The organism is Sulfitobacter sp. KMM 9851 (genome assembly GCF_057178245.1).
On sequence record NZ_CM169991.1, the window covers coordinates 2,973,594 to 2,987,405 of the forward strand.

The window sequence follows — 13,812 nt, forward strand, 5'->3', positions numbered from 1 at the left end:
GTCGCGTCACCAGCAGTTGGCGCGGCTTGAAGTTACCCAAGACGTCTAAATCAGGGGCGATGTAGCAGACAGCCCCCCGTCCCGCAACACAGTATAGTGAGGTAATGGTTCCCGCCAGAGCCATTATTTCAACACGATCAGCGGGGTGCGGCGGTTTGACCCGAAAAAAAATTGCATCCTGTAGCCTCGGTCACGTGAATGGGCGAATCTTACCCATCCTCATGCGGAACAAGAATAACCTACACCGGCTTTGCCACCGGCTCTGTTATGCCCTCCAGTACGCTGATCGCACGGCGCGACGCCGTGCGCGCGGCGCGGCCTTTGGGCGGGTAGACCAGTTTGGTGGCTTCGACCATGAATGCCCCGCCGGCCATCATAGTGGGAACGTGGCGCCCCACCCGTTCAAAAAGACCCGCTGATTTCATCCACACCCGTTGCTGCGACGGAAACTGATAGAGCGCGCCAAGGTGCCGTTCGGGCAGAAACTGATGTTTGCGCAGCTGGGTTTCCAACTGGCCCGGTGAATAAGGGCGGCCATAGCCGAACGGCGTGCGGTCCCGCCGCGCCCACATGCCCGCCCGGTTCGGCACGATGAACAACGCCCGTCCCCCCGGGCCCAGCACGCGCCAACATTCTTCCAGCAGCTCACCGGGACATTCAGAGGTTTCCAAACCATGTAGCAGCACCAGCTTGTCGACATGTCCGGTTTCGACAGGCCATAAGGTTTCTTCGGTCAAGACGGATGTGTTAGGCATACCTGCGGGCCAAGGCATCACGCCCTGCGGCCCCGGCATCAACGTCATGACGCGCCGTGCATGCGCCAGATAGGGCCGCAACAGGGGCGCGGCAAAGCCAAATCCGACCACCGTCTGCCCCTTGGCTTCAGGCCAAAGCTCCAGCATCCGGGTGCGCATTGATTTCTGCGCCGCACGGCCCAATGCACTTCGATAATAGAAATTGCGCAAGTCTTGCACATCAAGATGCATTGCAGCCCGCCCCGGTGGATGTCACTCTGACCCCAACCATAACAACTGAGTTGAGGTACGCCACCATGAGTTTCGATCTGGTCACCATTCCCTGCCTGTCCGACAATTACGCCTATCTGCTGCGCGACCACGACAGCGGCAAGGTGGCGCTGGTCGACGTGCCCGAGGCGGCGCCGATTATTGCCGAACTCAAAACGCGCGAATGGGAGCTGAGCCAGGTCTGGCTGACCCACCACCATCCCGACCATGTGCAGGGGCTGGCCGAGGTGCTGGCCGCCTTTCCGGCACGCGTTATCGGAGCCAAGGCCGACAGCGCCCGCCTGCCCGAGCTTGACCGCAAGGTCGACGGCGGCGACATGATCGACCTCGGCGCGCTGGAGGCCGAGGTAATCGAAGTACCGGGCCACACCGTCGGCCACATCGCTTTTCACGTGCCCGCGGCCAAGGCCGCCTTTACCGCCGACAGCCTGATGGCATTGGGCTGCGGCCGTCTGTTTGAGGGCACACCAGAACAGATGTGGGAAAGCTTGCAAAAGCTGATGGCGCTGCCGTCTGATACCACGCTGTGTTCCGGCCACGAATACACCGCCGCGAACGCAAAATTCGCTCTGACAGTTGATCCCGACAATGCGGCACTTATATCAAGGTCCAAGGACATCGAAACAGCCCGCGCCGCGGGCCAGCCCACCGTCCCGTCGCAACTTTCACTGGAACTTCAGACCAATCCCTTTCTGCGCGCCGCCGACCCGGCCATCCGCGCCACATTGGGGATGCCAGACGCCACCGACACAGAAGTGTTTACCGAAATCCGCAAGCGTAAGGATTCATTCTGACCGCCTGCAATCATGGCTAAAAATCCTCGCTCACGGCAAAAGTGACCGAAATTTGCAAGAAATCTCTTGAAGATGCGCCATGATCAACCAAACTCTAATACTATGAGGCCATGGTCGGACCGAGGCCCTGAAACATCTCAGCGCTTTACCGACCCCGATCGAAAAGGAGCACGCCCGTGCCTTCATTCTCGACTACACTAGAGCAGGCAATCCACGCAGCCCTTGCGCTGGCCAATGCCCGCCGCCACGAATTCGCCACGCTGGAACACCTGTTGTTGGCGCTGCTTGATGAGCCTGACGCGGTTCAGGTGATGAAAGCCTGTTCGGTCGACGTCTCTGATCTGCGCGATACGCTGGTTGAATTTGTGGACGACGACCTCAGCAATCTGGTCACCGATGTTGACGGTTCCGAAGCCGTGCCAACGGCCGCTTTCCAGCGCGTGATTCAACGCGCTGCGATCCATGTGCAATCGTCCGGCCGCACCGAAGTGACCGGGGCCAATGTTCTGGTCGCGATCTTTGCCGAACGTGAATCAAACGCCGCCTATTTCCTGCAAGAACAGGATATGACCCGCTACGACGCGGTCAACTACATCGCCCACGGTGTCGCCAAGGACCCCGCCTTTGGCGAGGCCCGTCCGGTTGCCGGCGCACCCGAACACGAAGACGAACCACAAGGCGTGACCGAGGGCGAGAAAAAGGAATCCGCGCTGGCGAAATACTGCGTGGACTTGAACGCCAAATCCCGCGAGGGCGATATCGACCCGCTGATCGGCCGCGAGGCCGAGGTTGAGCGCTGCATTCAAGTGCTCTGCCGCCGCCGCAAGAACAACCCCCTGCTGGTGGGCGACCCCGGTGTCGGCAAAACCGCCATTGCCGAGGGTCTTGCACGCAAGATCGTCGCAGGCGAAACGCCCGAAGTGCTGGCCAAGACCACGATCTATTCGCTCGACATGGGCGCATTGCTCGCAGGTACGCGCTATCGCGGTGACTTCGAGGAACGGCTCAAGGCCGTCGTGACCGAACTTGAGGCTCACAAGGACGCGGTTCTGTTCATTGACGAGATCCACACCGTGATTGGTGCCGGTGCCACGTCCGGCGGCGCGATGGATGCGTCCAACCTGCTGAAACCTGCATTGCAGGGCGGCAAGCTGCGCACCATGGGCTCCACCACCTACAAAGAGTTCCGTCAGCACTTTGAAAAGGACCGCGCGCTTGCACGCCGTTTTCAGAAAGTCGATGTGAATGAACCCTCGGTCGAGGATGCAACCAAGATCCTGCGCGGCCTGAAGCCCTATTTCGAAGAGCATCACAGCGTCAAATACACCGCCGACGCGATCAAGACCTCCGTGGAGCTGGCGCACCGCTATATCAATGACCGCAAGCTGCCTGACTCGGCAATTGACGTCATCGACGAAGCAGGCGCCGCCCAACATCTGGTTGCCGCCTCCAAACGCCGCAAGACCATCGGCACCAAAGAGGTTGAGGCCGTGGTGGCCAAGATCGCCCGCATTCCGCCGAAAAACGTCTCCAAAGACGATGTGGTGGTACTCAAGGACCTTGAAAACTCTCTCAAGCGGGTTGTGTTTGGTCAGGACAACGCGATCGAGGCGCTGTCGTCTGCCATCAAACTGGCGCGCGCCGGACTGCGCGAACCTGAAAAGCCCATCGGCAACTACCTGTTTGCCGGGCCAACTGGTGTGGGTAAAACTGAGGTCGCCAAACAGCTGGCCGATACGCTGGGTGTGGAATTGCTGCGCTTCGATATGTCGGAATACATGGAGAAACACGCCGTATCGCGCCTGATCGGTGCACCTCCGGGCTATGTCGGCTTTGACCAAGGCGGCATGTTGACCGATGGCGTCGATCAGCACCCGCACTGCGTGCTGCTGCTTGACGAAATGGAAAAGGCGCACCCTGACGTCTATAACATCCTGCTGCAGGTGATGGATCACGGCAAGCTGACGGATCACAACGGGCGTACCGTTGATTTCCGCAACGTCGTGCTGATCATGACCTCCAACGCCGGTGCCGCCGAGCAGGCCAAGGAAGCCATCGGATTTGGCCGTGACCGTCGCACAGGTGAAGACACCGCAGCGATTGAACGGACCTTCACACCGGAATTCCGCAACCGTCTTGACGCGGTGATCAGCTTTGCGCCGCTACCAAAATCGGTGATCCTGCAAGTGGTCGAAAAGTTCGTGCTCCAGCTTGAAGCGCAGCTGATGGACCGCAACGTGACCATCGAACTCAGCAAAAAAGCCGCCGAGTGGCTGGCCGACAAGGGCTATGACGACAAGATGGGCGCGCGTCCACTGGGCCGCGTGATCCAAGAGCACATCAAGAAACCTCTCGCGGAGGAATTACTCTTTGGCAAACTCGCCAAGGGTGGTGTGGTCAAGGTCGGTGCCAAGAAGGGCGAGCTGACGATCGAGGTACTTGGCCTTGAGAACAAGCGTCTTTCCGGCGACAAACCCCCGCTGCTTACAGCGGAATGATCTACCGGGCCACGCTGGCCCTGATCCTGCCCTTCGCCAGCCCCGCGCTGGCGGAGGGTTTGCAATTAGACCTGCCCGTTGATTGCACCCTGGGTGACACCTGCCATATCCAACAATATATGGACCGCGATGCGGGCCCCGGTGTGCGTGACTATACCTGCGCAGCCCTCAGCTATGATGGTCACAAAGGGACCGATTTCGCCCTGCCCAGCCTTGCCGCCATGCAGGCGGGCGTGACTGTCTTTGCCGCCGCAGCAGGAACGGTCAAAGGCGCGCGAGACGGTATGGCGGATGCTGACCCCGACACCCAAGAGATCACGAACCGAGAATGCGGCAACGGCGTGCTGATCGACCACGGCAACGGATGGGAGACGCAGTATTGCCACCTCAAAAACGGGTCGATCATCGTCACCAGCGGCGATGCGGTCGCGCCCGGCACCCCGCTGGGGCAGGTTGGCCAATCCGGGCTCGCGGCCTTTCCGCACCTGCACCTGTCGGTCCGCCATGATGGCACACCGGTCGACCCGTTTGATCCCGACGGCACAATCACATGCAGTGCCCCCGGTGACAGCACCCTATGGAAAACGCCCCCTGCATATCAGCCAGGCGGCCTTATCAACCTTGGATTTTCCGATCAAATTCCTGACTACGCCGCGATCAAGGCGGGTACAGCGAACAGCAGCAGCCTGCCCCCCACCGCCCCTGCCCTGGTGATCTATGGATACAGCTACGGAACTTTAGCCGGGGATATGTTGCGGCTCGTTCTTACCGGCCCGGATGGCGTGACGATCTCAAAAGACGTCCGACTGGACAAGCCGCAGGCACAGTCCTTTCGCGCCATCGGAAAAAAACGCAATGCCGCGCTCTGGCCTGCCGGAAACTATAACGGCACCGTCACCTTGATGCGCGGCGCAACCGTCATCGACGAAAAATCCGCCACAATGACGGTGAACACTCCTTAAGCCTTTTTCGGACCGAAAATACCCTCCGCCGGAGGCGCATGGTGCACGAAGTGCCACCGCTGCCGCACCGCCACCCGACCCATCACTTTTCGGTAAATTTCAGTTCGATTCGCCGGTTCTGCGCCCGCGCCTCTTCGCCATCGCCCGCCACCACCGGCTGATACTGGCCAAAACCATTGGCCGCCAGCCGATCCGGCGCAATACCGAGGGAACCAACCATATATTTCACCACCGACAGGGCACGCGCCTGGCTCAGCTCCCAGTTGTCAGAGAACGCTCCAAACCCCGACAGCGGCACATTGTCGGTGTGGCCGTCGACCCGGATCACCCAATCAATCTCGGGCGGGATTTCATCGACGATGCCCCGCAGAATGCCTGCGACCTTAGCAATCTCGGCTTTGCCATCCTCAGACAATACTGCACCGCCGGGCGGAAACAGCACCTCTGAAGAAAAGACAAAGCGGTCGCCCTCGATTCGCACGCCTTCCTGATTGCCCAGCAGGTTGCGCAGCCGGCCGAAAAACTCCGACCGATACTGCGCCAGATCCTTGGTTTCCGCTTCCAGCCGCGCACGCTCAGCTGCTTCGAGATCGGCGCGGCGGCTTTGTTCCGCCGCCACACGGGCAAGTGCCGTGTTCAATTCAGACCCGAGCGATTGCAGCTCGATCGACTTCGCCGCATCGCGCGCCACGGCATCGTCCAGCAGCGCCTGCAAGCTGCCCAATTGCGCGCGCAGGGCGGCGACCTGCTGGTTCAACAACTCGGTCTGGCGTTGCGCTTCCGCGCTGGTGGCCTTTTCTGCCGCCAAGGTTTTTTGCGCCTCTGCCAGCAGTGCCGCGCGACGCTCGGCGGCGGTACTGGTGTCGGCAGCCTGCGCTTCAGCCGCCAGTTTGGCCGCCAGCGCCTCGGACAGTTGCGCGCGCAGGGCCTCGCGGTCGACGGTCAAATCTTCACCAGTTTCTTTCAACTGCTGCATCCGCACCAGTGCCTCGGACAGGCGCGCATCGAGATCGTTTTCGGCGGCACGCGCCGCGGCCAGCAGGGTAAGGGTGTCCTCGGCGTTCTTGCGCTGCGCTTCCAAGGCCAGTGTCATCGCGGTCAGTTCCGCATCGGCAGTTTCCATTCGCGCCCGCAGCGCTTCGGCTGCGGCTGCTTCGACGAGGCGTGCCGCCTCCTGCGTGCTCAGCGCCTCTTGGGCCGCAGTCACGTTGCCGGTCAGTTCAGCCACTTGCGCCTCAGCCGCGGCATTGCGCGCCCGCAAATCCGCCACCAGCGCATCCAGTGCCTCGCGCCGTGCCGCTGCCAGCCGCGCCACCTCGGCCTGGGCATCCACTTCGTCACGGGCGCTGGCCAGCGCGACATTCAGCGCCTCTTGTTCACTCAGCAGTTCAGCGGCCTGCGTTTCCAGCGTGCCGATCTGTTCTTCCGCCGCGTCCCGCGCCGCCAGCAAGGCCGCGACGCGCGCCTCAAACCCAGTGATCTTGGTCTCAGCGGCCTGCAATGCCGTCGCCTGCTGATCCCGTTCTGCCGTCAGCCCCGCAATCAACGCAGCCTGCTGCGATACTTCTTCGCGCGCATCGTTAAGCGAGGAATTGAGCGCCCCCAATCGGGCCTGCAACTGCGCGTTGCTGCGTTCTTCAAGCCCCAGCGCCTGCGCCAATGCCGCCACTTCACCGGCCAGCGCATCAAGTTCAGTTTCCTGTCCCGAGATGCGTTCAGTGAGTACGAACTGCACGACCATGAAAATGGTTAGCACAAACATCAATACCAGCAACAGTCCGGTCATGGCGTCGACAAAACCGGGCCAGATCGAGGCCTGAAACCGTGTGCCTGTCCGCCGTGAAAGCGCCATCCTAGCGCTCCCCTCCACCGGGTTTGTCGGGGTCGCGCAGGCGGCGCGCCTCTGTGGCACGCCCGCCCGACAGCGCCTTGGCGAGCAGGGAAATATCCTTGCGGAACTCCGCCATGGTTTCCTGCCGCCCGGCCGAAATTTCTTCTAGAATCCGCAGCATCTGGACGTCGATAGACCGCAGGCGCATCCGGCTTTCGGCGTCAATGCCTTCGCCGCTGAGCTGACCTTCCATCACCGCGATCAGGCGCTCCTGACCATCGGCAAAGCGTTCCTGGCCTTCGGCCAGACGCGTGAGGGCGTCATTCGCACTGTCAGGTTTTTCCATGCGCGTGGTCATTCGGTCAACCGCATCGGCCAGCTTGCCCAGCTTGTCATCCACCATCGACCGGCTGATGTCAGACTGGGTGAACATCTGCTGCAATTCACCCATCTGTTCCACCATGTGATCCACCACACTGGCCATGACGTTGTGATCACCACCTTCTTCACCCGAGGTGAAACCGACGCGCGTGATCGAGCTTAGCCAGTCCTCAAGCTCTTGATAGAAACGGTTCTGCCCATGGCCCGCAAAAAGCTCCAGCAGGCCCACGACCAGCGATCCGGCGAGACCCAGCAGAGACGACCCAAACGCCACCCCCATGCCGCCAAGCTGCGCCTCAAGCCCCGTCATCAGGCGACCAAAGACATCAACGCCGCCCTCGCCTTCGACCGGCGCAAGCGAACGGATGGTATCGACCACGGCGGGCACCGTCGTGGCGAGACCATAAAAGGTGCCGAGCAGGCCGAGGAAAATCAGCATGTTGACGATGTAGCGGGTGATCTCGCGCGCTTCGTCGATACGCGATGCTACGGAATCAAGGATCGACCGTGTCGAGGTGGCACTGACCTGCATCCGCGCACCGCGTTGGCGCAGCAAGGACGCAAGCGGCGCCAAAAGCTGCGGCGCAACGGTTTCGGGGTCGGGACTGTCAGAGGCAAAGTTCTCGATCCAGCGGACCGAGCCGATTAACTGCAGCACCTGATAGAAACAGGCCAGCACGCCGACGAAAAATACAAAGATGATGACGCCGTTCAAATAGGGGTTTGCGGCGAAAATCGGCAGCACACTGGGCAGCGCCAAGAAGGCACCGAACCCTGACAGCGCCAGTACGATCAACATCAGCGAAATCTGTCGTACGGGCTGCGAAAACTGTAGTTTTGTCTCTCGGTCTGGCTGCGCCATGCGGCCTTGCTCCTGACCCTTTGTCCTGCTCTCGTCGCAGCCTACACTGAAACTGCGACCAAGTGCCAAGGGTTTATGATGCCAAAGTCTTTACCCGGTCATTCAACCATTCCAAGGCGGGATCGTGCAGGCCGACCTCTGCCAGATGGTTGGCGGTGTTGAACAGATATTCGGTATTCGGCCCCCGGTCGCCCACAGCGCGGGCGATGATCTGGGCCTGTTCTTCCAACGGCAACGCGCCGCAATACTGCACATGCGCCGCGTCAATCACATAGACCAGCGCATCAACATCGCGGCCATCGGTGAGGTGGGCCGTGAGGGTCTCTTCCAGATAGGCGGAGGAAATCAACTCGCGCTCGCGCAGATAGGCCAATGTGGTCGCCTCATGGCCCTCGGCGACCCGCAGGGCGACGCCCTCGCAGGCACTGCCCGGCACCGCGTCCAGCGCCAGCACCAGTCCCGGCTCCGCTTCAGTGCCACGGTGGTGGATAGAGCGCATACAAAACGACCGCGCATAGCCCGGCAGCGTGGCGATCACGCTTTCTGCAACTTCAAATCCCGGATTCCATAACAGACTGCCATATCCGAATACCCACATTGCCATCGCGCTGGTCCTTTTTGATTGCCTTGGGTAAACCGCATCTGCGGTGCGAATTAAAGGGCTTTTGAAATGCGCAGGGTGCTTTGGTGGCTTTTGGTGATGGGTGCGCTGTGGTCTGCGTGGTGGGCGGCGGCCAGCGTTGGTGTACAGACCGCAATGTACAGCTGGCTCGACACCCGTCGCGACGCGGGTTGGCAGGCCGAGGTGGACGAAATCGCACTCTCCGGGTTCCCCGCAAGATTGCACAGTCGGGTGACAAACGTCGCGCTGGCGCCCCCCCTCAGCGGCGCAACGCTGACCGCGCCGGTTGTCGATCTGTCCGCCCCGGCATGGTGGCCCGGCTATGTCGATCTACGCCTGCCCGGGTTTGTTCTGGGCCTGCCCGGTCGTTTCGGGAACGTGACGCTTACCGCCGCTGACACCTCCGCTGATCTGCGGCTGCACCCCGGCGCCGCGCTGGAGATGCAAAGCCTTCAGGGCGCCGCCGCCAGCGCGCAGGTCGCTGGCCCCGAGGGTGATTGGCTGGACGTTCAAGGCCTGGCATTTTCGGTGCACCAAGATGCCGTGACCCCGGCTTGGTACCACATCAGCCTGACGCCGGAGCGCGTGATCCCCGGCGCGGAACTGCGCAAGGCGCTTGCCCTTGACGGTGAATGGCCGCCCGCTCTTTCACAGGTCTCGGCAGACATCGACATCCTGCTGGACCGCCCCATCGACCGCCACGCGGCATCAGGCATCACGCCCCTGCCCCGAGAGATCAACCTGTCGGGCATCAAGATGGCTTGGGGCAAGGTTGCGTTGACGGCCACCGGGGCGCTGCGTGTCGACGCGGCAGGTGTGGTGCAGGGTCACGTCACGCTGAAAGCCACCAATTGGCCGATCCTGCTGGAAATGGCAAAGCGGCTTGGCGTGCTGGTCGGACCTGCAGAAAGAACGGTCGAGCCCGTGCTGCGGGCACTGGCCAACCGGGGCGACGACCCTGATAAACTTGATCTGGATCTGGTATTTGACGGCGGGATGATGACGCTTGCTGGTATTCCACTAGGTGCCGCGCCGCGCCTGATACCGCGCTAAAGCCGGGGGCCAGCCCCCAGACCCCCGAGGGTATTTCCTGTCCAAAAAAGCTGAAGCGGCGTTACTGGCAGTAGCTGCCACTGCGATATCGGGCGGTGTCAAAGTGGAAGTGATCGCGGTGATACCTGTTTGCTTCGGGACCGAGTACGGTGCCAAAGGGGCCGCAGGCGCCACGGTGCATCTGTCGCAGGGCTTTGCTGGTTTTGCGCGCGCCCCAGCCGTCAAGCACGGTCACTTCGCTGCCATCGGCAAGGCGAAAGGCAGAAATATCGATCGCGCGGCCACGGCCATGTTCAGAGATTTTCGCGCCCTTCTTGTTGTTGCGTGGGCGGCAGGCGTAATGCGCAGCCACGCGCAGACTTTTCAGGCCACCCCCCTTGCGCGCGAGGGCCGGGCCCGCCGATTTGCGCACCCAGGTGTTCAGGGCCTTGGCAGTTGTGCAATCCATCACCGCGGTCTGACTGAGGCTCACACCCGAAACTGACCGGATGCGCACCGCATTGTCGACGCCGCAGCCCTTTAGCTTGGCCTGAACGCGGCCAATCACTTCGCCCTGGATCGAAAGGTCGCCGCAGACTGCCCCCTTGGTCAAAAGCTGGCGCTGCGCGCGGGCAGTTTTTTCCACCTTGGGACTGCGTTTAAAGGGGCGCAGCGAAAACCGCAGACCGTTGCCGGATGCCGCTTTCTGGGCAGGCGCGTCACGCGGCGTCGGCTGGATCGCACCCGACGGTGCGAGTGTCACCGGCTGAACCGCATCGCCACCACGCGGCACCGGGCGTTTCGAGGCGTCAGGCCCGGCGGCGATGGCCATTTGACCCAGGACCACAAGACTTGCTGTGGCCCAGACCCTCACGACTTGCGTCCCCCACGGCCAAAATCCGGCGCGTCAGTATCTTGCCCGGCTTCGATGATACCCCGGCGGATTGCACGGGTATGGGTGAAATAGGCATGCAGATGTTCACCGTCGCCCTGCCGAATGGCCCGCTGCAGCGCAAACAACTCTTCGGTAAAGCGGCCCAGAATTTCCAGCGTGGCGTCTTTGTTCGTCAGGAACACGTCGCGCCACATTGTTGGGTCGCTCGCCGCGATGCGGGTAAAATCGCGGAAACCCGCGGCTGAGTATTTGATGACTTCACTGTCGGTCACCCGCCGCAGATCGTCAGCGACGCCAACCATCGTATAGGCAATCAAATGCGGCGCGTGACTGGTCACTGCCAGAACAAGATCGTGGTGGTCGGCGTCCATTTCCTCGACATTGGCGCCCATCCCTTCCCAAAGACTGCGCAGCCGCGCTACCGCCGCCGGATCAGACCCCTCGACCGGGACAAGCAAAGTCCAGCGGCTGTCGAACAATTCGGCAAAGCCACTGCGCGGCCCGGAATGTTCGGTGCCCGCCAAGGGGTGACCGGGGATGAAATGTACGCCTTGGGGTATATGCGGGCCCACTTGGGTGATCACGTCACCCTTGACCGACCCCACATCGGTGACTGTGGCGCCGGGGGCTAGGTGGGGCGCGATTTCTGCGGCGACAGCGCCCATGACGCCCACCGGCACGCAAAGCACCACCAGATCCGCACCCGAGACAGCATCGGCGATCGTGTCGCACACCCGGTCGCACAGGCCAATCTCGCGCGCCGTCTCGCGGGTTTCCGCGCTGCGCGCATAGCCTGTGACCTCGCCCGCCAACCCTTTGCGTTTGATCGCCCAGAACATCGACGACGCGATAAGCCCGAGCCCAATCAGGGCGACGCGATCATATACCTGAGCCATTTGCGCCCCCTTTAAACTGGCGAATGGCATGTACTACGCGGCGGCAGGCACTTTCATCCCCGACTGTGATGCGCAGGCACTGCGGCAGGTTATAGCCCGCCACCCGGCGTACGATCAGCCCTTGGGTTTTCAGATAGTCGTCACAGGCCTCGGCCTCGGCCTGATTGGCAAAACGCGCCAGCACGAAATTGGCGCAGGACACATCCGAAGGCACGCCGATCTCGGCCAGCGCATCCGACAGCCAGACCCGCCAGCGGGCATTTTCCGCGCGGCAGTGTTCGGCATAGGCGCGGTCACGGATGGCAGCTTCGGCGGCGTTCAGTCCCGCCTGTGACAGGTTGAAAGGTCCGCGCACCCGGTTGAGTACGTCAATCACCTGTGCCGGGCCATAACCCCAGCCGACCCGCAGCCCGCCCAGGCCGTAAAGCTTGGAAAAGGTACGTGTCATCACGACGTTCTCGCGGCTGTCGACCAGCGCGGCGCCACCGTCATAGCCATCGACGAATTCGGCGTACGCCCCGTCCAGCACCAACAAGGCCTGCTTGGGCAGTTTGTCGGCCAGTCGCGCGATCTCGGCCAGGCCGATCATCGTGCCGGTGGGGTTGTTGGGGTTGGCGATAAACACCAGACGCGTGGCATCAGTGCAGGCTGCAAGGATCGCGTCAACGTCGGTCACGCGCTCGCGTTCGGCCACTTCAACCGGGGTGGCCCCAGCGGCCAGCGCTGAAATGCGGTACATCGCAAATCCGTGTTCGGTGTGAATCACCTCAGTCCCCGGTCCGGCATAGGCCTGACAGAGAAAGGCAATCACCTCGTCCGAGCCGGCACCGCAGATGATACGATCCGCGTCCAACCCATGTACGTCGGCAATCGCGGCGCGCAGAGGGCCGTGATCAGAGGATGGATACCGGTGCAGGTCAAACGCCGCGCGGCGGTAGGCCTCAACGGCCGCCGGGCTAGGCCCCAGCGGATTTTCGTTCGAACTGAGCTTTACCACATTCTCAAGCCCGGCCACATGTGCGGCACCGCCCTGATACAGGTCGATGTCCATAATGCCCGGTTGCGGTGTGATCGCTGTCATTGTGCGCTCTTCCTTGGTGTCGTGAATGACCTTCTAGCGGGGCCGCCGGCGCTGCGCCACTGCCAACTTGTCACAACCGCCACGCGGTCAACCCGCTGGCAGGTTACAAATCGGCCTGAATCGCAACCGGCATCGCCCACCGCCCTATCCGTCCTGTCCTGCGCCCGTCCCACATGCAAAAAAGGCCCCGTCAATCTGACGAGGCCTTTTCCAATTTCCTGAAACCCTAAGAACCTTAGTTCTTGGCGTAGAATTCCACGACCAGGTTTGGTTCCATTACAACCGGATAAGGCACATCACCCAGGTGTGGGGTGCGCACGAATGTCGCTGTCATTTTGGAGTGATCGACCTCAAGATAATCAGGCACGTCACGTTCGGCCAGTTGGGTCGCTTCCAGAAGGGCCGCCATCTGCTTGGAACGATCACGTACTTCGATCACGTCACCCTCTTTTACACGGTAAGAGGGGATGTTGACCTTTTTGCCGTTCACACGGACGTGGCCGTGGTTCACGAACTGGCGCGCAGCAAAGACTGTGGCCACGAACTTGGCGCGGTACACAACGGCGTCCAGACGACGTTCCAGCAGGCCAATCAGGTTTTCACCGGTATCGCCTTTTACACGCTCAGCTTCGCCATAGATGCGGCGGAATTGCTTTTCGGTCAGGTCGCCGTAGTAGCCCTTGAGCTTCTGCTTGGCGCGCAGCTGAATACCGAAATCAGAGATTTTGCCCTTGCGGCGCTGGCCGTGCTGGCCGGGGCCGTATTCGCGGCGGTTCACTGGGGATTTAGGACGGCCCCAGATGTTTTCGCCCATGCGGCGGTCTAGTTTATGCTTGGCAGACGTGCGTTTGGTCACGGCTGTTCTCCTTTATAAGGCCCTCTCGGGCGGTAAAGGGCGTTGTCCTCTGGCTTGCGCCCGACAGGCATCCCCTC

The 13,812-nt window shown here is 61.5% G+C and carries 12 protein-coding genes; 4 read left to right on the top strand and 8 right to left on the bottom strand.

Going from position 1 to position 13,812, the window contains the following annotated elements; all coding sequences use genetic code 11:
* Positions 1–239: 239 nt before the first annotated feature.
* Positions 240–986: a class I SAM-dependent methyltransferase gene (locus AC1965_RS14745; protein ID WP_483884603.1), complete on the bottom strand. Its 747-nt coding sequence runs from the start codon at positions 984–986 to the stop codon at positions 240–242.
* 65 nt (positions 987–1,051) lie between these two features.
* Between AC1965_RS14745 and gloB the strand changes: the two genes are divergently transcribed.
* The 3 genes from gloB to AC1965_RS14760 all read left to right on the top strand — a co-directional run bounded on the left by gloB (position 1,052) and on the right by AC1965_RS14760 (position 5,279).
* Positions 1,052–1,819: a hydroxyacylglutathione hydrolase gene (gene gloB / locus AC1965_RS14750; RefSeq protein ID WP_483884604.1), complete on the top strand. Its 768-nt coding sequence runs from the start codon at positions 1,052–1,054 to the stop codon at positions 1,817–1,819.
* A 176-nt stretch (positions 1,820–1,995) separates the two neighbouring features.
* A complete protein-coding gene (gene clpA, locus AC1965_RS14755) occupies positions 1,996–4,317 on the top strand; it encodes an ATP-dependent Clp protease ATP-binding subunit ClpA (RefSeq protein WP_483884605.1) in 2,322 nt (773 codons plus the stop codon).
* Positions 4,314–5,279: a M23 family metallopeptidase gene (locus AC1965_RS14760; protein ID WP_483884606.1), complete on the top strand. Its 966-nt coding sequence runs from the start codon at positions 4,314–4,316 to the stop codon at positions 5,277–5,279. Before clpA ends, AC1965_RS14760 begins: the two co-directional genes overlap by 4 nt.
* Positions 5,280–5,361: 82 nt before the next feature.
* Here AC1965_RS14760 and AC1965_RS14765 read toward each other — a convergent pair whose 3' ends face one another.
* From AC1965_RS14765 to AC1965_RS14775, 3 genes are all read right to left on the bottom strand, one after another.
* Positions 5,362–7,131 carry a peptidoglycan -binding protein gene (locus tag AC1965_RS14765; RefSeq protein WP_483884607.1) on the bottom strand — a complete coding sequence of 590 codons (1,770 nt, stop codon included), beginning with the start codon at positions 7,129–7,131 and terminating at the stop codon, positions 5,362–5,364.
* A 1-nt stretch (position 7,132) separates the two neighbouring features.
* Positions 7,133–8,353: a biopolymer transporter ExbB gene (locus AC1965_RS14770; protein WP_483884608.1), complete on the bottom strand. Its 1,221-nt coding sequence runs from the start codon at positions 8,351–8,353 to the stop codon at positions 7,133–7,135.
* 73 nt (positions 8,354–8,426) lie between these two features.
* The gene (locus tag AC1965_RS14775) at positions 8,427–8,957 is read right to left on the bottom strand and encodes a gamma-glutamylcyclotransferase (protein WP_483884609.1); all 531 of its coding nucleotides are present in this window, start codon (positions 8,955–8,957) and stop codon (positions 8,427–8,429) included.
* A gap of 96 nt (positions 8,958–9,053) precedes the next feature.
* On the opposite strand from AC1965_RS14775, the gene AC1965_RS14780 reads away from it, so the two are divergent.
* Positions 9,054–10,028, top strand: coding sequence for a DUF2125 domain-containing protein (locus AC1965_RS14780; RefSeq protein WP_483884610.1), 975 nt, complete (start codon positions 9,054–9,056; stop codon positions 10,026–10,028).
* A gap of 61 nt (positions 10,029–10,089) precedes the next feature.
* On the opposite strand, the gene AC1965_RS14785 is transcribed toward AC1965_RS14780, so the two are convergent.
* The 4 genes from AC1965_RS14785 to rpsD all read right to left on the bottom strand — a co-directional run bounded on the left by AC1965_RS14785 (position 10,090) and on the right by rpsD (position 13,735).
* Positions 10,090–10,839, bottom strand: coding sequence for an extensin-like domain-containing protein (locus AC1965_RS14785; protein WP_483887056.1), 750 nt, complete (start codon positions 10,837–10,839; stop codon positions 10,090–10,092).
* 38 nt (positions 10,840–10,877) lie between these two features.
* The gene (locus AC1965_RS14790; RefSeq protein WP_483884611.1) at positions 10,878–11,798 is read right to left on the bottom strand and encodes a prephenate/arogenate dehydrogenase family protein; all 921 of its coding nucleotides are present in this window, start codon (positions 11,796–11,798) and stop codon (positions 10,878–10,880) included.
* On the bottom strand, positions 11,782–12,879 hold the full coding sequence (gene hisC / locus AC1965_RS14795) for a histidinol-phosphate transaminase (RefSeq protein WP_483884612.1): 1,098 nt from the start codon (positions 12,877–12,879) through the stop codon (positions 11,782–11,784). The genes AC1965_RS14790 and hisC overlap by 17 nt, the downstream gene beginning before the upstream one ends.
* Before the next feature lie 235 nt (positions 12,880–13,114).
* Positions 13,115–13,735, bottom strand: coding sequence for a 30S ribosomal protein S4 (gene rpsD / locus AC1965_RS14800; protein ID WP_483884613.1), 621 nt, complete (start codon positions 13,733–13,735; stop codon positions 13,115–13,117).
* Positions 13,736–13,812: the final 77 nt, after the last annotated feature.

Bases quoted from the DNA above. Each gene is read 5' to 3' on its own strand.
- AC1965_RS14790 (WP_483884611.1), bottom strand. From the start codon at position 11,798: ATGGCTCAGGTATATGATCGCGTCGCCCTGATTGGGCTCGGGCTTATC.
- AC1965_RS14780 (WP_483884610.1), top strand. From the start codon at position 9,054: ATGGGTGCGCTGTGGTCTGCGTGGTGGGCGGCGGCCAGCGTTGGTGTA.
- AC1965_RS14770 (WP_483884608.1), bottom strand. From the start codon at position 8,353: ATGGCGCAGCCAGACCGAGAGACAAAACTACAGTTTTCGCAGCCCGTA.
- AC1965_RS14745 (WP_483884603.1), bottom strand. From the start codon at position 986: ATGCATCTTGATGTGCAAGACTTGCGCAATTTCTATTATCGAAGTGCA.
- AC1965_RS14785 (WP_483887056.1), bottom strand. From the start codon at position 10,839: ATGGCCATCGCCGCCGGGCCTGACGCCTCGAAACGCCCGGTGCCGCGT.
- AC1965_RS14760 (WP_483884606.1), top strand. From the start codon at position 4,314: ATGATCTACCGGGCCACGCTGGCCCTGATCCTGCCCTTCGCCAGCCCC.
- hisC (WP_483884612.1), bottom strand. From the start codon at position 12,879: ATGACAGCGATCACACCGCAACCGGGCATTATGGACATCGACCTGTAT.
- AC1965_RS14775 (WP_483884609.1), bottom strand. From the start codon at position 8,957: ATGGCAATGTGGGTATTCGGATATGGCAGTCTGTTATGGAATCCGGGA.
- AC1965_RS14765 (WP_483884607.1), bottom strand. From the start codon at position 7,131: ATGGCGCTTTCACGGCGGACAGGCACACGGTTTCAGGCCTCGATCTGG.
- gloB (WP_483884604.1), top strand. From the start codon at position 1,052: ATGAGTTTCGATCTGGTCACCATTCCCTGCCTGTCCGACAATTACGCC.